The sequence below is a fragment of the Sedimentimonas flavescens genome (assembly GCF_025154035.1).
GTDB classification, from domain to species: Bacteria; Pseudomonadota; Alphaproteobacteria; order Rhodobacterales; family Rhodobacteraceae; genus Rhodobacter; species Rhodobacter flavescens.
Map to the genome: position 1 here is coordinate 1 of NZ_JAOALJ010000007.1, position 19,467 is coordinate 19,467.

A 19,467-nucleotide genomic window follows, 5' to 3' on the forward strand; every position below is an offset into this window, starting at 1 on the left:
CCGTTGCAGCGTCTGCCGCGTCGGTGAGGGGCTATTTACGGATCACCGACAACCTCCGCAAGGCCCTTTTTCAAAAATCACAAACTTTTCTCTCTCAAATCACAAAAATCCCTTGTTTCGTTGGGAAAAGAAAAAGCCGGGTCAGATGGCTCGGGTCATCCGCAGCCCGTACGCCCCCCCTCCCCCAAGGGGCCTGAGGGCCGGAATCGGGGTATCAGCGGCGAGTCGGCAAGGCCCGGGCGGCGACTCGCGCCACCATCAGCGCCGTGAAAGCGGCGGCCCAGGCCCATCCCTCGGCCGTGACGACCTTCATCTGCATCAGATAGTGAACCACCCCCAGCCCCACGGCCGGGTACACCAGCCAGTGCAGGCGTCGCCAGTTACGTCCCAGCTTGCGCACGGACCGATTGTTCGAGGTCAGCGCCAGCGGGATCAGCGCGGCAAACCCGGTGAGGCCAAGATAAAGATAGGGGCGTTTGACCAGATCGCGCAGGGCCTGCTCCCACAACAGCGTCATATCGAGCACAACCCAGGCGGTCAGGTGCAGGCAGAGATAAAAGAAGGCGATCAGGCCGATCGCGCGGCGATAGCGGATCAGGTTCAAACCGAAAAACCGGCGCGCGGGGGTGATGGCCAGCCCGCCCATCAGGAACCACAGCGCCACCTTGCCCAGTCGGTGCTCGATCTCCTTGACCGGATCAACGCCCAACCCGTTCGACAGGCCAAGCCAGACGATCCAAGCCAGAGGGATCAGCCCCGCCAGATAGATCCAGCCGGGCGAGACCCTGCGCAGACTGCCATTCACCGTTGCGGCCATCATCAATAGTTCACCCTCAGGTCCATCCCGGCATAGAGGCCGGCGACCTCATCGGCATAGCCGTTGAACATCAGCGTCGGCTCGCGCTTGGCAAAGAGGCCCGCACCGATCCGGCGCTCGGTCGCCTGCGACCAGCGGGGGTGATCCACCTCCGGGTTCACATTGGCGTAGAAACCGTATTCGCGCGGTTGCAGGGCTTTCCATGTGGTGCGCGGCATCGCATCGGTCAGGGTGATCCTGACGATGCTCTTGATCGACTTGAAGCCATACTTCCACGGCACGACCAGTCGCAGCGGGGCGCCGTTCTGCTTGGGCAGCTCTTCGCCATATAGCCCCGAGGCAAGTATCGTGAGCGGATGCATCGCCTCGTCGAGGCGTAGCCCCTCGACATAGGGCCAGTCGATCCCGCCGCCGCGCTGGCCGGGCATTTCCTCGGGGCGCAGCAAGGTCTCGAACGCCACATATTTCGCACCGGGCTGCACGCCCGCGCGGTTCAGCAGGTCGGCCAGCGGGAAACCGATCCACGGGATCACCATGGACCAGGCCTCGACGCAGCGCAGCCGGTAGATCCGCTCTTCCAGGGTCACGTTCTTCAGGATGTCATCGAGCGCATAGCTGCCGGGGCGCTCGACCAGTCCGGCGATCTCGACCGACCAGGGATCGGTGCGCAGCTTGCCCGCATGGCGGGCCGGGTCAGTCTTGTCCCAACCGAACTCGTAGAAGTTATTATAGGTGGTGATCTCTTCGAAGGTATTGGGCGTGGCATCGGTCGAATAGGCCGAGGGTCGCGCCGCGATCTTGGCCTGCGCGGGTAGCGCGCCGAGCACCGCACTTGCCCCGATCCCCGCCAGCAGCGTCCTGCGCTGCAGGAATTGGGCCTTGGGGGTCACATCGGACCAGCTCAGCTTCGCGCGTTCATGTGCCATCGGAACTCCTCCTGTCGGGACTATAAAAGGAATACGTTCCCAACAGGCCCGCCGTTACACAGCTAGCGCGATTGTTACCTCTTCCCACGGCGCTTAAATATATTAAAAATGGAATACGAAAGCCGCCGCAGCGGCAGGGAAAAGGGAGAAATCATGAAACACCCGATACTGGCCGCCGTCGCGGCCTGTGCCCTCGCGGGGGCCGCGCAGGCGCAAGATGCCCATAGCTGGGACGTCGAGGACGATTTCGGCAGCGTCGCCTTCGCGGTCGAGAACGCGATCATCGGCGCAGGCCTTGTGGTCGATCACGTCAGCCATACCGGCGCGATGCTGGAGCGCACGCGCGCCGATGTCGGCTCGGACAAGGTGATCTTCACCGCCGCCGATGTGTTCTCGTTCTGCTCGGCCAAAGTGTCGCGCGCGGTGATGGAGATCGATCCGACGAATGTGCAGTTCTGCCCCTACAACATCTTCGTCTATGAAACCCCCGAGCGCCCCGGCGTGATCACCGTGGGTTTCCGGGACTACCCCGAGGGCGAGATGGACATGGTCGAGGAGATGCTCGGCGGCATCGTCGCCGAGGCGCTGATGCTCGATCCGTAAGCTCAACCCTCGCCTCGTTTAAGGTGCGCCTGCAACTGGCTCAGGCGCACCTGACGCAGCGCCTCGACCAGAAGCGCCGTCAGCAGGCCGATGTTCAGCAGACCATTGGCCGCCGCCATCCCCCCGAGGATGCGCCATTCATGGGTCAGCAGGATGTCGCCGTAGCCAAGCGTCGTGTAGGACACGAGCGCGAAATAGACCGCGGCCTCCATGGTGATGAAGATCCCGAGCGCGCGGAAACAGAAGGCCCAGAGCCAGACCCCCGCCGTTACCATGGCCAGCGCCCAAAGCGCGGTGACCAGCACCACCAGGATGAGCTTGGGCCGGTGCGGCTCGCGCAGCAACCAGGGACGCGAGCGCGCAAAAGCCCACTCCATCCCCCAGGCGCTGAGAGCGGCGATGATCACGGTCATCACCATGATGACCGACCCGATGAACAGCTGCAGAAACATGCGATCTCTCCCTGAATCGCGCCTATACGTTGCGGGGCGCGGCGGTCAAGGTCCGCGCTGTCGCACTGGACAGATGCCCTGCCCTGCCCTATCTCGGTGTGACCATGGCCCAGAAGTCCGATCCCAATTCCAAGCTGATCGCCGAAAACCGGCAGGCGCGTTACCACTATGCCGTCGAGGACACGCTCGAGGCGGGCATCGTGCTGACCGGCTCCGAGGTGAAATCGCTGCGCACCGGACAGTCGAACATCGCCGAAAGCTATGCCTCGGTCGAGAATAGCGAGCTGTGGCTGATCAACTCCTACATCGCCGCCTATAAGGAGGCGGGCGTCTTCGGCCACGAAGAGCGCCGCCACCGCAAGCTGCTGGTCTCCAAGCGCGAGCTGTCGCGACTGTGGCAGGCAATCGGGCGCGAGGGGATGACCATCGTGCCGCTCAAGATGTATTTCAACGACAAGGGGCGGGTGAAGCTGCTCCTGGGCATCGCCAAGGGCAAGAAGGTGGCCGACAAGCGCGAAACCGAGGCCAAGCGCGACTGGAATCGGCAAAAACAGCGCCTGCTCAAGCAGCATAGCTGACCCAGAGACAGTTGCGGGCCGCTTTTCGCTCTCGGACCGCCCAGAACTCTTGCCTCCCTTGGCCCTCTGAGGCTAAGGACGTTGAAGCAAACGGAGGGCGCGCAATGGCGATGGATGATCCTAAAACCCTTGTTTCCACGGACTGGCTCGAGGCACATCTGCACGACCCGGATCTGCGGATTATTGACGCCACATGGTTCCTGCCGACCGATCCGCGCAATGCCAAGGCCGGCTATGACGCCGCGCATATTCCCGGCGCGCGGTTCTTCGACATCGACGAGATCGCCGATTCGCGCTCGGAACTGCCGCATATGGCGCCTCCGGTCGAGAAGTTCGTCTCGCGGATGCGGGCCATGGGCATCGGCGACGGCCATCAGGTCGTGGTCTATGATCAGGCGGGCGTGTTCTCGGCGCCCCGCGTGTGGTGGACCTTCCGCCTGATGGGCAAGACCGATGTCGCCGTGCTCGACGGCGGTCTGCCGAAATGGCAGGCCGAGGGCCGCGAGATCGAGGATCTGCCCCCGGTCATGCGCGATCGCCACATCACCGTCCAGCGTCAGGCCAGCCTGATCAAGGACGTCACGCAGGTCGCCCATGCCTCGAAGCTGGGCGATTACGAGATCATCGACGCGCGCGCCCATGGCCGCTTCATCGGCGTCGATCCCGAACCCCGCCCCGGCCTGCGCCAGGGCCATATTCCCGGCTCGAAGAACGTCCAGTGGATGGATCTGCTGACCCCGGCGAATACGCTCAAATCCCCCGATGATCTGCGCGCCGCCTTCGAGGCCGCCAAGGTCAATCTGTCGAAGCCCGCGATCTGCAGCTGCGGCTCGGGCGTGAATGCGGCGATCCTTGCGCTGGCGCTGGAACGTCTGGGCCACCGCAACTGGTCGGTCTATGACGGGGCCTGGGCCGAGTGGGGCATGTATAACGACCTCAAGGTCGCAACCGGAGAAGCATGATGTTCAACTCTCTCAAGCCGCAGGCGCCGGACAAGATCCTGGCGCTGATGGGCATGTTCCGCGCCGACCCCCGGACGGACAAGGTCGATCTCGGCGTCGGTGTCTACAAGGACGCCGAGGGCCGCACGCCGGTGATGCGTGCGATCAAGGCCGCCGAGAAGCAGCTTTGGGACAAGGAAACCACCAAGACCTATACCGCGCTGGCAGGCGAACCCGAGTTCCACGCCGCGATGGCGGGCATGGTGCTTGGCGCCGACTATCCGCAGGATCGTCTTTCCGCGCTGCAAACCGTGGGCGGCACCGGCGCCTGCCGCATGGGCTTTGAGCTTGCGCGCATGGCCAACCCGGATGTCACCATCTGGGTGTCGGACCCGACCTGGCCGAACCACCTGTCGATCCTGTCCTTCATGAAGCAGGACTACAAACTCTATCGCTACTTCGACGCGGCTTCGCGCTCGGTCGATTTCGACGCGATGATGGCGGACCTGGAGGGCGTGAAGGCGGGCGATGTTGTCCTGCTGCACGGCTGCTGCCACAACCCGACCGGGGCCAACCTGACGATCGAGCAGTGGGGCGTCGTCGCCGACCTGCTCGTGGCCAAGGGCGCGATCCCGATGATTGACCTCGCCTATCAGGGCTTCGGCGACGGGCTTGAGGCCGACGCCGCGGGCACCCGCCTGATCGCGTCGCGCCTGCCCGAGGTGATGATCGCGGCTTCCTGCTCGAAAAACTTCGGTATCTACCGCGAGCGCACCGGCTGCCTGATGGTCCTGTCCGACGCCGCATCGAAAGAGGTCACGCAGGGCACGCTGGCCTATCTGAACCGCCAGACCTACTCGTTCGCCCCCGATCACGGCGCGCGCCTGGTGACCATGGTGCTGACCGACCCGGCGCTGCGTGCCGATTGGGAGGCCGAACTCGAAGAGGTTCGCAACGGTATGCTCGGCCTGCGCGAGGCGCTGGCGGCTGAGCTGCGCCAGCTGTCGAACTCGGACCGGTTCGACTTCGTGGCACAGCACCGCGGCATGTTCTCGCGCATCGGCGCCAGCCCCGAGCAGGTCGAGAAGATGCGCCTCGACAACGCCATCTACATGGTCGGCGACTCGCGCCTGAATATCGCGGGCCTGAACGCCAAGACCGTGCCGCTTCTGGCCCGCGCGATCATCGACGCCGGCGTCTGATCCGCCAAGGGATTGAAACGACAAGAAACGCGGGGGCCGCAACGCCCCCGCGTTTTTCATTGCGGTCCTCATCAGCAATGCAATCCGCATGCTCAAAGCGCTGTCCCCATACCTTTGGGGTCCGCCGTGGAGGAGGTCGGGGGGGAAACGCAAAAAGGCCCGGATACCCCCGGGCCTTCTCATTTTTTACGTGTTGCGGATTACGAGTGGTAGGCGCTTTCGCCATGGGCCGAGAGGTCGAGGCCCTGACGCTCGTCATCGGTCGAGACGCGCAGCCCGGTAATCGACTTGGTGATGTAGAGCAGCACCAGCGAGGCAACACCCGACCACACGATGGTCACGGCGACACCCTTGATCTGCGCCGCGACCTGAGCCCCCATGGTGCCAGCTTCGACCACGAAACCCGTGCCACCCAGAGCCGGGGCGCAGAGCACGCCGGTCATGATCGCGCCGACGATGCCACCCACGCCGTGCACACCGAACACGTCGAGCGAGTCGTCGTAGCCGAACTTCGACTTCACCGAGGTCACGAAGAAGTAGCAGACCGGCGAAACCATCAGGCCCAGAACGATCGCACCGACAGGGCCGGTGGTGCCGCAGGCAGGGGTGATGGCAACCAGACCAGCGACCAGACCCGACGCCGCACCCAGCCCGGAGGCCTTGCCGCGGAAGATCGCTTCGATGGCAGCCCAGCTGACGATCGCTGCGGCGGTGCAGACAAAGGTGTTGATCATGGCAAGCGTCGCACCGGCGGTCGCTTCGAGGTTCGAACCGGCGTTGAAGCCGAACCAGCCAACCCACAGCATCGCCGCGCCAACCATGGTCAACGTCATCGAGTGCGGAGCCATCATGTCCTTGCCAAAGCCAACCCGCGGGCCGATCACGATGGCTGCGACCAGGGCCGCGACACCAGCGTTGATATGCACGACCGTACCGCCGGCAAAGTCGATGGCGCTCCAGTTGAAGATCAGGCCGGCGCCGTCCCAGACCATATGGGCGATCGGGAAGTAGACGACGGTCAGCCACATCACCGTGAACAGCATCACCGCCGAGAACTTGATGCGCTCTGCAAAAGCACCGACGACAAGCGCCGGGGTAATGGCGGCAAAGGTCATCTGGAACGCGATGAAGACATACTCAGGCAGCACATAGCCATCCGAGAAGGTCGCCGCGACCGAGTCGATCGTCACGCCGGACAGGAACAGCTTGCCCAGGCCGCCCCAGAACGGCGAAGTGCCGCCCCCGAAGGCGAAGGAATAGCCATAGAGGATCCAGACCACCATCGCCACGGCGGCGATCATGGTGCACTGCATCAGCACCGACAGCATGTTCTTGGTGCGCACGAGGCCGCCATAGAACAGCGCGAGGCCCGGCACGATCATGAACAGCACCAGCAGCGACGAGGTCATCATCCAGGCCACGTCGCCCTTGTCCACGACCGGAGCAGCGGCCTCGACGGCTGCTTCTGCGACGGCCGTGGTTTCCTGCGCGAAGGCGGGCAGGGCAGCCAGCAGCGCCGCTGCCGTCAGGCCCGTGATTTTCGAGAGGTTTTTCATTGATTCACTTCCCCTGAGCTTTACTTAGAGCGCGTCATCGCCGGCTTCGCCGGTGCGGACGCGGACCGCCTGGTTGACGTCGAGAATGAAGATCTTGCCGTCGCCGATCTTGTCGGTCTTCGCCGCCTTGAGGATCGTGTCGACAACTTCGTCAGCCAGAGCGTCGGCCACGACGATCTCGAGCTTGACCTTGGGAACGAAGTTCACAGCATATTCCGCACCGCGATAGATCTCGGTGTGGCCCGACTGCGCCCCAAAGCCCTTGATTTCGGTCACCATCATTCCGCGCACGCCGATCGAAGTGAGCGCCTCGCGCACCTCCTCGAGCTTGAACGGCTTGATTGCTGCAATGATCAGTTTCACTGGTTCGCCCTTCCCTTTGTCAGCAACTTTCGATGCCACGCAGGGCATCCATGCCCTTCAAAAGCGCGAATATGCATCTGCAGCACAAGAAATCGCGCCCGCAGAAACACGTCAAAACAGCCTGAAGCCGCTCCTATCTGCACAAATTGTGCGCATCGCCCGTTTTTTGGGCGCCAAGCAAACCGAATCGTGATCTCTTGTTGCTCCACAAGCCGAGGCAGAGCGTGTAGTGTCCCGAAAAACGGCAGGCATCGGATCACGGCAATGGCAGGAACAGGTGGGCGGCAGGGGCCGTTGGTGGCAGACAAGCGCTACAAAGCGGCGGCGCAGCCCGCTGCGCCCAAGAAAGCCGCCAAGCGCCGCAGGGCTCCGCGCGCACCGCACAAGCGCGGCCCGATCATGGGGCTCCTGCATCTGATCTGGCGCGCGATCTGGGGCATGACCTGGCGCGCCGGAGCCCTGGTTGCGATGGTCGTCGGCCTTGCCACCTTCTACTTCTACGCTGGCCTGCCCGACGTCTCGGCGCTGCTCGACGGGCGTTATCGCGGCTCGGTCACCATGCTCGACCGCAACAACCAGGTCTTTGCCTGGCGTGGCGAAACCTTCGGCGGCCAGATCACGGCCGAGAACGTCTCGCCGCATCTCAAGAACGCCGTCATCGCGACCGAGGACCGACGCTTCTATCGCCATTTCGGCGTCAGCCCGCGCGGCATCGCCTCCGCGATCAAGATCAACCTGTCCGAGGGGCGCGGCCCGCTTGAGGGTAACGGCGGCTCGACCATCACCCAGCAGGTCGCGAAACTGCTCTGCCTCGGCGTCGAATACGACCCCGCGATCTGGAAGACCGAGGCCGCCTATGAGGACGACTGCCGCTCGGGCGGGATCAAGCGCAAGATCAAGGAGATCCCCTACGCACTGGCGATGGAGGTCAAATATTCCAAGGAGGAGATCCTGACGATCTACCTCAACCGCGCCTATCTGGGCGCGGGGGCGCGCGGCTTCGAAGCCGCGGCGCAGCGTTATTTCGGCATCTCGGCGGCGAATGTGAACCCGCAGCAGGCCGCGATGCTGGCAGGGCTGCTCAAGGCACCCTCGCGCTATGCGCCCACGACCAATCTGACCCGCTCGCAAGAGCGCGCGGGTATGGTTTTGGCGCTGATGCATGAGCAGGGTTACCTGGATGACGGCGAATGGCAGGCCGCACGCGCCAACCCGGCAACGCTGTCCGAGGCCGCACAGGCCCGCGCGGGCGGCTATTTTGCCGACTGGGTGATGGATACGACGCCCGACTTCCTGTCGAAGGATACGACCGAGGACGTGATCATCCACACCACGCTCGACCAGCGCATCCAGAGCGCGGCGGAAGAGGCGCTGAAATCCGTCTTCGAAACCAAGGTCAAGGAAGGCTCCGAGGCCGAGGCCGCGATTGTCGTCATGTCGGCAGACGGCGCGGTGCGCGCAATGGTGGGCGGGCGAGCCACGAAAGTGTCGGGCGCGTTCAACCGCGCAACGCAGGCCAAGCGGCAGACCGGCTCGACCTTCAAACCCTTCGTCTATGCGGCTGGTCTCGACATGGGCATGACGCCCGATACGACCGTTCTGGACGGCCCGCTGACGGTGAACGTGCGCGGATCGGGCCACTGGTCGCCACAGAACTACACCAAGGAATTCCTGGGGCCGATCCCGCTTTGGATGGCGCTGGCACATTCGATCAACACCTCCACGGTGCGCGTGGGGCTTGAGGTCAGCTTTGACCAGGTGCGCAAGGTCGCGTCGGATTTCGGCTTTGCCTCGGATCTGGCCCCCGGCCCCGCCGTTGTGCTGGGCGTTTCCGAATCCACCCTGCTTGAGATGACGGGTGCCTTCGCGGGCATCCTGAACGGTGGCAGCTCGGTTGAGCCCTTCGGCATGAACGAGCTGCGCATCAAGGGCGATGCCGAGCCGCTTTTCGGCGCGGGCGGCGGTATGGGCGAGCGGGTGATCTCGGAAAGAGCCGCGCGCGAGCTGATGTGGATGATGCATCAGGGTATCGAGCAGGGCACCGGCCGCCGCGCCCGGATCGAGGGGCGCCAGATCGCAGGCAAGACCGGCACCACCCAGGCCGCGCGCGACGCCTGGTTCATCGGCTTCACCGCCGATTACGTGACCGGGGTCTGGATGGGCTATGACGACAACCGCCCGCTGTCGGGCGTGACCGGGGGCGGCCTGCCTGCCGATATCTGGCGCGAGGTCATGGTGCGGGTCGAAGACGGCCTGCCCGCGCGGCCCCTGCCGATGGCGGACCCGTCCGAGTGGCGCAACAGTGGCGGTCAGGTCTGGTCTTCGGGCGACCCGATCCCCGAGGGCGGCGTGCCCGTGATCAACGGCGAGCTCGTTCGCCGCAGCACCCAGCCCGACCGCAACGAAACCCTTGGTCAGGCCATCGAGAATCTGCTGCGCTCGCTTTACTAAGCGGGCTCAGCCAGCAGTCTTGAGATCCGCAATCAGCGCGTCGATATCACCCCGGCGCCGATCAAGCATGGCGCCGATCTCGGTGCGCTCGGAGGCCAGCATGTTCACCCCTTCGATGATGAGGTTGAAGAACAGATCGCGCCCCGACTTGTCCGAGACATGCCAGAGCACCTCGAACGGCGCCTGACCCGGCATATAGGCAATGGTCTTGACCTCGTAGAAGGTCTTGACCGCCCGCGCGCCTTGCACCTCGAAGCGAGAGCCGAAGAACTCGCGGAAGCGCTTGCCATACTTGCGCGACAGATACCCCCGGAAGGCGGTGGTGAAGGCCGACATCTGCGCCGAACTGGCCGAGCGCGCGGCCGTTCCAAGCGCCGAGCGCGCGATGACCGGCACATCGGCGTAACGGGTGAAGATCTTCTCGAAATCCGCGTAAAGCGCCGCGCCGCTCTTGCCCGAGGCAATCGCCGCGTTCACATCGTTGACCGCGCGCTGGATCAGCGCGCTCGCCTCGGCATCGTTCAGCGCCAGCGCCGGGGCGGGCAGCGCAAGGGCGGCAACCCCCGCGACGCCAAACGCCAGCAGGCTGCGGCGGGTCGGTTCATTCCGCATAGGGGTCCTCATAGGGGTCATAGGCATCTGCATCGTTTTCCTCCCTGCCGGAAAGCTGGTAGCGGCGGCTTTGCAGGTAAAGCAGCCGGGTCTGGGCGTAGCTATCGGCGCTTTCATGCAGCACCGAATCCACCGTGTCGCCAAAGCGCTTGCGATTCGCGATCTTGCCCGCGATCCGCACGCCGGTGACGGCAACGGCGTCCTGCCCTTCGAATGCCACGTTCACCGGGTCGAGGACGAAGTCGACGAGCCAGCCGATCGCATCGCGCTCGGTCGAGGCACCAACAACCGGCAGCACGACATAGGCGCCCTCGCTCCAGCCCCAGACATAGAGCGTCTCGCCGAAATCGGTATCTGTCTCGTGCAGGCCGAAGACAGCGCCCGCCGGGTCGAACAGACCGCCGATCCCGATGGTGGAGTTGATCACGAAGCGCAGACTGTTCTCGACCGCCGGTTCCGCGCGCCCCTGTAGCACCGAGTTGACCGCCTTGCTGGGCAATCCGAGGTTGCGCGACGCATTGGCCAAACCGTCGAAGACCGGCTCGGGCAACACGATCGGCTTGATGGCCGTCACGAAAACACGGTCGAGCTTCTTGTTGAACTCATGCGTGGAGCGATTCTGCTCTTCATGGGGGTCCCAGAACTCACCCTCATGCGGCGGTGTCCCGCCACAGCCCGCCAGCACGACGCACATGGCCAACGCCCCGGTCTGCAAGGTCAGCAACTGCATCTCACCCCCCATCCCGGCCGCCGCCGGTCAATATTCAAATGCCGGGAGTCCAATTCAACTTATCCTCTAAAGTTAGGTCTATGCATAGGCGGAAACAAGGCGTGCCAGCGTCACAACCGAGACAATAGCGCCGCAGTCGGCCAGGCATCGGCGGGCAGCCCCAGGCGCGTCTGTTCGCGCTGCACGGCGTCGCGCGTGCGGGCCCCCAGAATACCGTCGATCGCACCGACATCATGACCGCGCGCAGCCAGCTTTTGCTGCAAGACCTTCATCTGCTCGGCACTCAGGCCAGCCTCGGGGCGGCCCGGATCGAATCGAGCGGCGCCCTCCAGTCGCGTCGCGAAATAGGCTGCGGTGGTGACGTAGACGAAGCTCTTGTTCCACTCGAACAACACCTGAAAATTCGGGTAGACCATAAAGGCCGGCCCCTTGCGCCCCATCGGAAGCAGCACCGATCCCTTGCCCGACGCCAGCGCGCCTGCGCGCGCCTTGACACCCATGCGCGCCCATTCGGATGTATCGAGCGCGACTTTCATTCCCGTCTTCGACCAGTCGAGCCCCTCGGGCACCACGATCTCCTGCATCCAGGGCTCACCCTTGCGCCAACCCAGATCGCGTAGCATCCGCGCCCCCGACATCAGTGCATCAGGCGCCGAGGTCTTGAGCGTTACATGCCCGTCGCCATCGCCATCGACCCCGTTGCGCAGGATATCTTCGGGCAGCATCTGCACCTGCCCGATCTCGCCCGCCCAGGCACCGATAGTGCGCTGCGGGTCGAAATCGCCGCGCCGGAACAACTCTGCGGCCGCCAGAACCTGCGGCCGGAACAACTCGGGGCGGCGGCAATCATGGGCCAGCGTGACCAGCGCATCGCGTGTGTTGAAATCGCCCTGCACCGCGCCGTAATCGGTTTCAAGCGCCCAGAACGCCAGTAGCACCCCGCGTGACACGCCATATTCGCGCTCGATCCGGTCGAAGACCGCCTTGTACTTCTGGCTGTTCTTCGCCCCGTTCGTCAGTCGGTTCTGGCTGATCAGAGATTGTGAGAACTCAATGAAATTCTTGCGAAAAACGCCCTGCGCACGATCGGCTTTCAGAACGCGCGCATCCTGGCGCACACCACGCAGAAAAGCGTCCGCCTGCGCCTCGCTCAGCCCCTGAGCGCGGATCTCGGCCTTGAGGCCCTGCACGAAGGTGCCGAAATCGCCCCCGCATTGCGCGGCCACGGGTAAAGGCAGGCAAAGGCCCCAGATCAGGGCCGCAACAAAGGGACGCATGAAATCCTCCGGTAGTCGAATGGCTCAAGGCTAGTCGCTGCGCGGCAGCATCGCAACAGCGTTGCGCTCAGACCCCGCATCACCCCGATCTCAGCGTCATACTTTTGATAAACTTGATTTTTATACAGTCAGGCGCAGGATGTCCCCTAGGGGGATTCGTCGTAGGAGGGGGAGATGGAGTTTCTGCCGAAAGATCTCGTGGCGGCTCTGCGTGCCGCCTACCGGCCCGAGGGGGGCCGCAAATCGCGTTTGCGCATTCACACCGGCGACGAGGTGCTGCCGGTGCTGCGCCGCTGGCGTGGCGGCTTTGCGCTCGATGCGACGCGGGTGACCCATCTGCGCGGGCATGTCGAGCTGTACGAAGGCGGGCGGCATATCGCCAGCGCGCTGATCGTGGCCTCGGACATCGACGGGGATGAGCTGATCTGCACGGTCAAGCGCGAAACCCCGGTGGCCGACCGCGCGCCGCTGGATTTCGTGCGCCCCGACGATGCGCCGGTTGGATATCTGCCCTCGGCCTGAGGGCTCAGGGCAGGATCTCGACGCGCGCACCCACGGGGGTTGCTGCGAACAGCTCCTCGATCTCGGCATCGGCCAGCGCGATGCAACCGGCCGTCCAGTCATGGCCAAGCGTTATACCGCGCGGCAGGATGTTGGGCTGACCGTGAAAGAAGATATCGCCCCCCGGATCGACCCCGGCCGCTGCGGCGCGGGCGCGGTCTTCTTTCTGCGGGTAGTCGATGCCCAGTGACAGGTGATAGGCGCTGGAGCCATTGCGCCGGTCGATACGGAAGACGCCCTCGGGTGTGCGCCCGTCGCCCTCGCGCAGCTTGTCGCCCTCAGGCGCGAAGCCGAGTCGAATGCGATAGACCCGCGCCACCTGATCGCCGGTATAGACCGTCATCCGGCGCGCGGCCTTTTCAACGACAATACGGCTGACCGGTCCCGCAAGCGGCGGCAAAGGCGGCTGCGGGCGCGGCAGCACAATCGCCACCACGCCCGCCAATAACACCGCCAGCGTGAACGCTGAAAAGATCCGCGCCAGCCGCCGCAGCATCACTGCAAGTCGGCGAAGGCGTCTTTCAGCCGCGCCACGGCCTCTTCGACACGGGCGCGCGGCGTCGCCAGGTTGAAGCGCAGGAAATTCTCGCCGCCCAGACCGAAGGTGACGCCATGGTTGGCGGCGATCTTCGCATCTTTCTCAACCCGCGCGATGAACTCGGCCGGTTCCATCCCGGTATCGGCGAAATCAACCCAGGCGAGATAGGTCGCCTCAAGCGGCATCGAGCGCAGGCCAGGGATCGCGTTCACGCCAGCATCGAAGATCTTGCGATTGCCGTCGATATAGGCCAGCAGCGCATCGACCCAGGCCGCACCCTCGGGCGAATAGGCCGCCGTGGCCATCGCCAGACCAAAGCTGTTGGGCGAAATCCCCATCGCCATCATGCGCGCGCCGAACCGCTTGCGCAGTTCGGGGTCGGCGATGATGACATTGCCCGTCAGACCGCCCGCGATGTTGAAGGTCTTGGTGGTGGCGGTCATCATCACCAGCGGCATGTCGGGCTCGACCACGGCCATCGGGATATGCTTGCGCCCGCCCGGCATCACCAGGTCATGGTGGATCTCGTCCGAGACCAGCACGAGGTTGTGGCGGCGTGCGAAATCGGCGGCGGCGCGCAGCTCATCCTCGGTCCAGACCCGGCCACCGGGGTTATGCGGCGAGCACAGGATCATCATCTTGGCCGAGCCGTCCATCTGCGCGTCCCAGGCGTCGAAATCCATCTCGTAGCGGCCATCGACGCGCTTGAGCGGGCATTCCACCACGGTGCGCCCGGCGGCGCGAATGACGCGTGCAAAGGCGTGATAGACCGGGGTCATCAGCACCACCCCATCGCCCTGCGCGGTGAAGGCATCGACGCAAAGCGCGGTGCCGTTCACGAGGCCATGGGTGGTAAAGATCCACTCCGGCTCGACATGCCAGCCGTGGCGGTTGGCCATCCACCACTGGATCGCGGCATGATAGGCGCGGTTGTCGCCCCAGTAGCCATAGACCCCGTGCGCCGTCATGCCCTCAAGCGCGCGCTGCACGCAGGCGGGGGGGCGAAAGTCCATGTCGGCGACCCACATCGCGATCCCTTCGCGCGGGCTGACGCCGTAGATGCCTTGCATTCCGTCCCATTTGGACGAATGGGTGCCCACCCGGTCGATCACTTCGTCGAAATTCGGGGCGGCCGTCAGGGCGGCACGATTCGGGGCCTGGTTCATGTCTCCACCTTTCCAGAGGCAAGATTTTCCTGATTTGCTAGGTAATATAGCACACCCTCCCAATGCATCATAAATTATTGGAACTTTGTTCCTATATCACCAGCCATGATGGAAAATCATTCCATCCGAACCCGACCATTGCACCATGGGCGCCCATCGCCTAAATCACGGGCTATGACCATTCGCCCGATCCTGATCCATCCCGACCCGAGGCTCAAGAAGCTTTGCGACCCCGTCGCCTGCGTGGACGACGAGATTCGCAAGCTTGCCGACGACATGCTGGCCACCATGTATGACGCGCCCGGCGTGGGCCTTGCCGCGCCGCAGGTGGGCGTGCTCAAGCGGGTTTTCGTGATGGATTGCGTCAAGGACAACACCGCCGCGCCGCAGCCCATGGTGCTGATCAACCCCGAGATCACCTGGACCTCGGAAGAGACCAACGTCTATGAGGAAGGCTGCCTGTCGATCCCCGAGCAATATGCCGAGGTCACCCGCCCGAAAGAGGTGCGGATGCGCTGGCTGGGCCTTGACGGGCAGATGCACGAGGAACAGTTCGACGGCCTCTGGGCAACCTGCGCGCAGCATGAAAACGACCATCTCAACGGCAAGCTCTTCATCGACTATCTGGGCGCGATGAAGCGCTCGATGATCACGCGCAAGATGGAAAAGCTCAAGCGCGAGCGGGCGCGCGGCGTGAAGGAAGCCTGATGGCCGTCCGCCCCTTCATCCCCTACGAGGACAAGCGCCTGCACACCGCCGCAGAACCGGTTGAGCAGATCACCGAGACCGTGCGGATGATCTGGGACGACATGATCGAGACGATGGAGGCGATGCCCGGTGTCGGCCTTGCCGCGCCGCAGATCGGCATCATGATGCGTCTGGCCGTCGTCGATGCCTCGGACAAGCGCGGCCAGGCCGTGCGTATGGCCAACCCCGAGGTGCTGCATGCCTCGGTGCAGATGCGCCGCCATGATGAGGCCAGCCCCAACCTGCCCGGCATCTTCGCCACGATCGAGCGCCCCCGTGCCGTCACCGTGCGCTTCCTCAACTACCAGGGCGAGATCGAAGACCGCGATTTCGTCGGCCTCTGGGCAACCTCGGTGCAGCACCAGATCGACCATCTGAACGGCAAGACCTTTGTCGATCACCTCTCGCCCCTGCGGCGCAAGATGCTGGTGCAGAAGTCGGCCAAGCTTTCGAAAAGGTAAGCCATGCGCGTGATCTTCATGGGCACTCCCGATTTCTCGGTTCCCGTGCTTGAGGCGCTGGCGGCCGAACATGAGGTTGTCGCCGTCTATTCGCAGCCTCCGCGCCCGGCGGGCCGGGGTAAGAAGGAACGCCCCTCGCCCGTCCATGCCCGCGCCGAGGCGCTTGGCATCGCGGTGCGCACGCCGCTGAACTTCAAGGCTGAGGAAGACCGCGCCGCTTTCGCCGCGCTGCACGCAGATGTGGCCGTCGTCGTGGCCTATGGGCTGATCCTGCCGCAGGCGGTGCTGGACGCGCCGCGCCGTGGCTGCCTGAATATCCATGCCTCGCTCTTGCCGCGCTGGCGCGGAGCCGCGCCGATCCATCGCGCGATCATGGCGGGCGACGCCGAGACCGGCATCTGCATCATGCAGATGGAGGCGGGCCTCGACACCGGCCCGGTCCTGCTGCGCGAGGCCACGCCGATTGGCGAGACCGAAACCACCGGCGCGCTGCATGATCGCCTTTCGACCATGGGCGCGCGGATGATCCTTGAGGCACTGGATCGCCTTGAGACCTTGACGCCCGAACCGCAGCCCGAGGCGGGCGTGACCTACGCGTCGAAGATCGACAAGGCCGAGGCTCGGATCGACTGGTCCCGCCCCGCGTCCGAGCTGGTGCGGCAGATCAACGGCCTTTCGCCCTTCCCCGGCGCCTGGTGCGAGATCGCGGGCGAGCGGGTCAAGATCCTGCGCGCCGCACCGACCACAGGCCAAGGCTCGCCGGGTGAGGTTCTGGGCGGCTTCACCGTCGCCTGCGGCCAAGACGCGCTTGAGGTGCTCGATGCGCAGCGCGAGGGCAAGCGTCCGATGCCCGCGGCCGAGGTTCTCAAGGGTCTGAGCCTGCCCGCGCGGCTCTGAGCGGCCCGGAACGGGGGAAATCCTGACCCCCGCTCCCCTTTTCGTGCGGCCCTCCCTGCCCCATATTGATCGGACCAACGGAGGCGCCCATGAACATCATCGCTCTCATCATCATCGGCGCGGCGGCGGGCTTTATCGCCACGCGCGTCATGAAACTGGAAACCGATATCCCGACGACCATCGCGATCGGGATCTTCGGCGCGCTGATCGGCGGGCTGACACTGCGCTTCTTGCTGATGGTCACCGGCTGGATGTCAGGCTTTGCGGGCGCTGTGCTGGGGGCGATGGCGCTGATCTGGCTCTGGCGCCGTTACGTGGCGCGCTGATGCCCGCCTTTCTTGCGATCCTCGGGCTCGGCGCCTCGCGCCTTGTGCTCTGGATCATCGCCATCTCGATCTGGCTGATCAGCCGCCCCGGTGGCTGGGCGGTGCTGGCCGTTCTGGCGCTGGTGGGGGTGAAGCTGCTGCCCGCGAAATAGGCCTTTTCAGAGTTTTGCTGCGCCCGCATAATCCCGGGCGAATTTTGAGGGAGACATAGTCCATGCCACTTGAGACCATCAGCGGCGGCAATATCGTACTTCTGGCGCTTGCCGGCTTTATTGCCCTCGCGGTATTTCTGGGCGTCCGCATCGTTCCGCAATCCGAAAAGCACGTGGTCGAGCGTTTCGGCCGGTTGCGCGCCGTTCTGGGGCCGGGCATCAACTTCATCGTCCCCTTCCTTGACCGGGTCGCGCATCGCATCTCGATCCTTGAACGCCAGCTGCCCTCGACGCGGCAGGATGCGATCACCGCCGACAACGTGCTGGTGCAGGTCGAAACCTCGGTCTTCTACCGCATCACCGAGCCGGAAAAGACCGTCTACCGCATTCGCGACGTGGACGCGGCCATCGCCACCACCGTGGCGGGCATTGTGCGCTCGGAGATCGGCAAGATGGAACTGGACACCGTGCAGTCGAACCGCGCGGGGTTGATCGGCACGATCCAGGACAACCTCGCCAACGTCGTCGATGACTGGGGGATCGAGGTCACCCGCGCCGAGATCCTCGACGTGAACCTAGATGAGGCCACCCGCGCCGCGATGCTGCAGCAGCTTAACTCCGAACGCGCCCGTCGCGCCCAGGTGACCGAGGCGGAGGGCCGCAAGCGCGCGGTCGAGCTGCATGCCGACGGCGAGCTTTACGCCGCCGAGCAACAGGCCAAGGCCCGCCGCATTCTGGCCGAGGCAGAGGCTTTTGCTACCGGCGTCATCGCCGAGGCCATCGCCAAGAACGGACTTGAGGCCGCGCAGTATCAGGTCGCACTCAAGCAAGTCGAGGCAATCTCTGAGGTCGCCAGCGGCAATGGCAAGCAGACCGTAATCCTGCCCGCCGCCGCGCTAGAGGCCTTCACCAATGCGTTCACGCTGATGAAGGGGAAATCGTGATGCTGTGGCAACAAGCCTGGTTCTGGGTCGCTGCCGGGGTCGTTCTGGGCGCGCTTGAGATGCTGATCCCCGGCTTCTTCCTGCTGGGTTTCGCGATCGGCGCGCTGGTTGTGGGCTTTCTGGTCTGGCTCGACCTCATGGGTTCCAGCCTGCCGGCATTGCTGCTCGTGATGGCGGCCACTGCCGTGCCCGCCTGGCTGATCGCGCGGCGCATCGCCGGGGTGCGCAGCGGCCAGAACAAGATCTGGGATCGCGACATCAACGAGAACTGATGCAGCGAAAGAAGAAACGGCGGCCCTCGGGCCGCCGTTCTTGATTCAGACTGCGCGGATCTCTGACAAGATCGCCTGCGCGGCGGCCACCGGATCGGGCGCATCCCAGATCGGGCGACCCACCACCAGATGATCGGCCCCGGCGGCCAGCGCCGTCGCCGGCGTCTCGACCCGCTTCTGGTCACCGAGCGCCGCACCCGCGGGGCGCACGCCCGGCGTCACGATCAGCTTGCCCGCTGCCTGCGGCAGCGCGCGGATCACCGCCGCCTCACGCGGCGAAGCGATCACGCCATCCGCCCCGGCCTCGAACGCGCGCGCGGCGCGTTCGGTCACCAGATCGGCGATCTCGCCTTGCTTGATCAGCGCCCCGTCCAGATCGCTGCGGTCGAGCGAGGTCAGGATCGTCACCGCCAGGATCTTGAGGTTCTTGCCCGACGCGCCCTCTTTGGCGGCCTTCACCACATAGGGGTCGCCATGCACCGTCAGGAAATCCAGATCGTATTGCGCGATGCCCTTCACGGCCTTCTCGACCGTCGCGCAGATGTCGAAGAATTTCATGTCGAGGAAGATCTTCTTGCCGAGTTCGAGCTTGAGTTCGTTGGCCAGCGCCAACCCCCCGCCCGTCAGCATCCCCAGACCGATCTTGTAGAACGACACGCTGTCACCAAGCGCCTTGGCCAGCTCCAACCCGGCAAGGGCGTTCGGCACATCAAGGGCGACAATCAGCCGGTCGTCGGCGGGCAGCATCTGGGTCATGGCAATTCTCCGGGGGAAGGGCAAACGGTGGCCTTTTGCGCCCGAACCGCGCGCCGGTCAAGAAAAAGCCGCCCGCGCGCCGGGCCAACTTTTTGCCGCACACCCGGTCGCACCCCCTTGAACCGGTGCCGCGCAAAAA

At 64.5% G+C, this 19,467-nt stretch carries 25 protein-coding genes; 14 read left to right on the forward strand and 11 right to left on the reverse strand.

Annotated elements, in window-relative coordinates:
- Positions 1-214: 214 nt before the first annotated feature.
- Positions 215-820 (reverse strand): protein-methionine-sulfoxide reductase heme-binding subunit MsrQ, encoded by a 606-nt coding sequence (msrQ, locus tag N3C64_RS13160; protein WP_260014816.1) that lies wholly within the window; start codon positions 818-820, stop codon positions 215-217.
- Positions 820-1,743 carry a protein-methionine-sulfoxide reductase catalytic subunit MsrP gene (gene msrP, locus N3C64_RS13165; RefSeq protein WP_260014817.1) on the reverse strand — a complete coding sequence of 308 codons (924 nt, stop codon included), beginning with the start codon at positions 1,741-1,743 and terminating at the stop codon, positions 820-822. Before msrP ends, msrQ begins: the two co-directional genes overlap by 1 nt.
- 153 nt (positions 1,744-1,896) lie before the next feature.
- Here msrP and N3C64_RS13170 point away from each other — a divergent pair, with 153 nt between their 5' ends.
- Positions 1,897-2,346: a DUF302 domain-containing protein gene (locus N3C64_RS13170; RefSeq protein WP_218630495.1), complete on the forward strand. Its 450-nt coding sequence runs from the start codon at positions 1,897-1,899 to the stop codon at positions 2,344-2,346.
- A gap of 2 nt (positions 2,347-2,348) precedes the next feature.
- Here the strand turns inward: N3C64_RS13170 and N3C64_RS13175 are convergent, their stop codons facing one another.
- A complete protein-coding gene (locus N3C64_RS13175) occupies positions 2,349-2,798 on the reverse strand; it encodes an ion channel (protein WP_218630494.1) in 450 nt (149 codons plus the stop codon).
- A gap of 104 nt (positions 2,799-2,902) precedes the next feature.
- On the opposite strand from N3C64_RS13175, the gene smpB reads away from it, so the two are divergent.
- The 3 genes from smpB to N3C64_RS13190 all read left to right on the forward strand — a co-directional run bounded on the left by smpB (position 2,903) and on the right by N3C64_RS13190 (position 5,519).
- Complete coding sequence (gene smpB, locus N3C64_RS13180; protein WP_218630493.1) at positions 2,903-3,376, forward strand: SsrA-binding protein SmpB; 474 nt, start codon at positions 2,903-2,905, stop codon at positions 3,374-3,376.
- A 104-nt stretch (positions 3,377-3,480) separates the two neighbouring features.
- Entirely contained in the window at positions 3,481-4,338 is an 858-nt protein-coding gene (gene sseA / locus N3C64_RS13185; protein ID WP_260014818.1) for a 3-mercaptopyruvate sulfurtransferase, read from the forward strand.
- Positions 4,338-5,519, forward strand: coding sequence for an amino acid aminotransferase (locus tag N3C64_RS13190; protein WP_260014819.1), 1,182 nt, complete (start codon positions 4,338-4,340; stop codon positions 5,517-5,519). Before sseA ends, N3C64_RS13190 begins: the two co-directional genes overlap by 1 nt.
- Positions 5,520-5,719: 200 nt before the next feature.
- On the opposite strand, the gene N3C64_RS13195 is transcribed toward N3C64_RS13190, so the two are convergent.
- Together N3C64_RS13195 and N3C64_RS13200 are read right to left on the reverse strand one after the other, a co-directional pair.
- A complete protein-coding gene (locus N3C64_RS13195) occupies positions 5,720-7,075 on the reverse strand; it encodes an ammonium transporter (protein ID WP_260014820.1) in 1,356 nt (451 codons plus the stop codon).
- 24 nt (positions 7,076-7,099) lie between these two features.
- Positions 7,100-7,438, reverse strand: coding sequence for a P-II family nitrogen regulator (locus N3C64_RS13200; protein ID WP_218630490.1), 339 nt, complete (start codon positions 7,436-7,438; stop codon positions 7,100-7,102).
- Here N3C64_RS13200 and N3C64_RS13205 point away from each other — a divergent pair.
- Positions 7,425-7,631 (forward strand): hypothetical protein, encoded by a 207-nt coding sequence (locus N3C64_RS13205; RefSeq protein ID WP_260014821.1) that lies wholly within the window; start codon positions 7,425-7,427, stop codon positions 7,629-7,631. The genes N3C64_RS13200 and N3C64_RS13205 overlap by 14 nt on opposite strands.
- Before the next feature lie 71 nt (positions 7,632-7,702).
- On the forward strand, positions 7,703-9,889 hold the full coding sequence (locus N3C64_RS13210) for a transglycosylase domain-containing protein (protein ID WP_260014822.1): 2,187 nt from the start codon (positions 7,703-7,705) through the stop codon (positions 9,887-9,889).
- A gap of 6 nt (positions 9,890-9,895) precedes the next feature.
- Here N3C64_RS13210 and N3C64_RS13215 read toward each other — a convergent pair whose 3' ends face one another.
- From N3C64_RS13215 to N3C64_RS13225, 3 genes are all read right to left on the reverse strand, one after another.
- Positions 9,896-10,501, reverse strand: coding sequence for an MlaC/ttg2D family ABC transporter substrate-binding protein (locus N3C64_RS13215; protein ID WP_236021177.1), 606 nt, complete (start codon positions 10,499-10,501; stop codon positions 9,896-9,898).
- Positions 10,491-11,231, reverse strand: a complete 741-nt coding sequence (locus tag N3C64_RS13220; RefSeq protein WP_260014823.1) for an MlaA family lipoprotein — start codon at positions 11,229-11,231, stop codon at positions 10,491-10,493. The genes N3C64_RS13215 and N3C64_RS13220 overlap by 11 nt, the downstream gene beginning before the upstream one ends.
- Positions 11,232-11,341: 110 nt before the next feature.
- Complete coding sequence (locus N3C64_RS13225) at positions 11,342-12,508, reverse strand: lytic murein transglycosylase (protein ID WP_260014824.1); 1,167 nt, start codon at positions 12,506-12,508, stop codon at positions 11,342-11,344.
- Between the two features lie 174 nt (positions 12,509-12,682).
- Between N3C64_RS13225 and N3C64_RS13230 the strand changes: the two genes are divergently transcribed.
- Positions 12,683-13,030, forward strand: a complete 348-nt coding sequence (locus tag N3C64_RS13230) for a hypothetical protein (RefSeq protein ID WP_218630484.1) — start codon at positions 12,683-12,685, stop codon at positions 13,028-13,030.
- Positions 13,031-13,034: 4 nt separating this feature from the next.
- Here the strand turns inward: N3C64_RS13230 and N3C64_RS13235 are convergent, their stop codons facing one another.
- Together N3C64_RS13235 and N3C64_RS13240 are read right to left on the reverse strand one after the other, a co-directional pair.
- Complete coding sequence (locus tag N3C64_RS13235) at positions 13,035-13,565, reverse strand: L,D-transpeptidase family protein (RefSeq protein ID WP_218630483.1); 531 nt, start codon at positions 13,563-13,565, stop codon at positions 13,035-13,037.
- A complete protein-coding gene (locus N3C64_RS13240) occupies positions 13,565-14,773 on the reverse strand; it encodes a MalY/PatB family protein (protein WP_260014825.1) in 1,209 nt (402 codons plus the stop codon). Before N3C64_RS13240 ends, N3C64_RS13235 begins: the two co-directional genes overlap by 1 nt.
- A gap of 174 nt (positions 14,774-14,947) precedes the next feature.
- On the opposite strand from N3C64_RS13240, the gene def (N3C64_RS13245) reads away from it, so the two are divergent.
- The 7 genes from def (N3C64_RS13245) to N3C64_RS13275 all read left to right on the forward strand — a co-directional run bounded on the left by def (N3C64_RS13245) (position 14,948) and on the right by N3C64_RS13275 (position 18,572).
- Positions 14,948-15,481 (forward strand): peptide deformylase, encoded by a 534-nt coding sequence (def, locus tag N3C64_RS13245; protein WP_218630481.1) that lies wholly within the window; start codon positions 14,948-14,950, stop codon positions 15,479-15,481.
- Positions 15,481-15,981 carry a peptide deformylase gene (gene def / locus N3C64_RS13250; RefSeq protein WP_260014826.1) on the forward strand — a complete coding sequence of 167 codons (501 nt, stop codon included), beginning with the start codon at positions 15,481-15,483 and terminating at the stop codon, positions 15,979-15,981. Before def (N3C64_RS13245) ends, def (N3C64_RS13250) begins: the two co-directional genes overlap by 1 nt.
- Positions 15,982-15,984: 3 nt before the next feature.
- A complete protein-coding gene (gene fmt / locus N3C64_RS13255) occupies positions 15,985-16,878 on the forward strand; it encodes a methionyl-tRNA formyltransferase (RefSeq protein WP_260014827.1) in 894 nt (297 codons plus the stop codon).
- A gap of 89 nt (positions 16,879-16,967) precedes the next feature.
- Positions 16,968-17,204, forward strand: coding sequence for a GlsB/YeaQ/YmgE family stress response membrane protein (locus tag N3C64_RS13260; protein ID WP_260014828.1), 237 nt, complete (start codon positions 16,968-16,970; stop codon positions 17,202-17,204).
- Positions 17,204-17,356: a hypothetical protein gene (locus tag N3C64_RS13265; protein ID WP_218630477.1), complete on the forward strand. Its 153-nt coding sequence runs from the start codon at positions 17,204-17,206 to the stop codon at positions 17,354-17,356. Before N3C64_RS13260 ends, N3C64_RS13265 begins: the two co-directional genes overlap by 1 nt.
- Positions 17,357-17,418: 62 nt before the next feature.
- Positions 17,419-18,300, forward strand: a complete 882-nt coding sequence (locus N3C64_RS13270) for an SPFH domain-containing protein (RefSeq protein WP_260014829.1) — start codon at positions 17,419-17,421, stop codon at positions 18,298-18,300.
- Positions 18,300-18,572: an NfeD family protein gene (locus N3C64_RS13275; protein WP_218630475.1), complete on the forward strand. Its 273-nt coding sequence runs from the start codon at positions 18,300-18,302 to the stop codon at positions 18,570-18,572. The genes N3C64_RS13270 and N3C64_RS13275 overlap by 1 nt, the downstream gene beginning before the upstream one ends.
- Positions 18,573-18,617: 45 nt before the next feature.
- On the opposite strand, the gene pyrF is transcribed toward N3C64_RS13275, so the two are convergent.
- Entirely contained in the window at positions 18,618-19,328 is a 711-nt protein-coding gene (pyrF, locus tag N3C64_RS13280; protein WP_260014830.1) for an orotidine-5'-phosphate decarboxylase, read from the reverse strand.
- Positions 19,329-19,467: the final 139 nt, after the last annotated feature.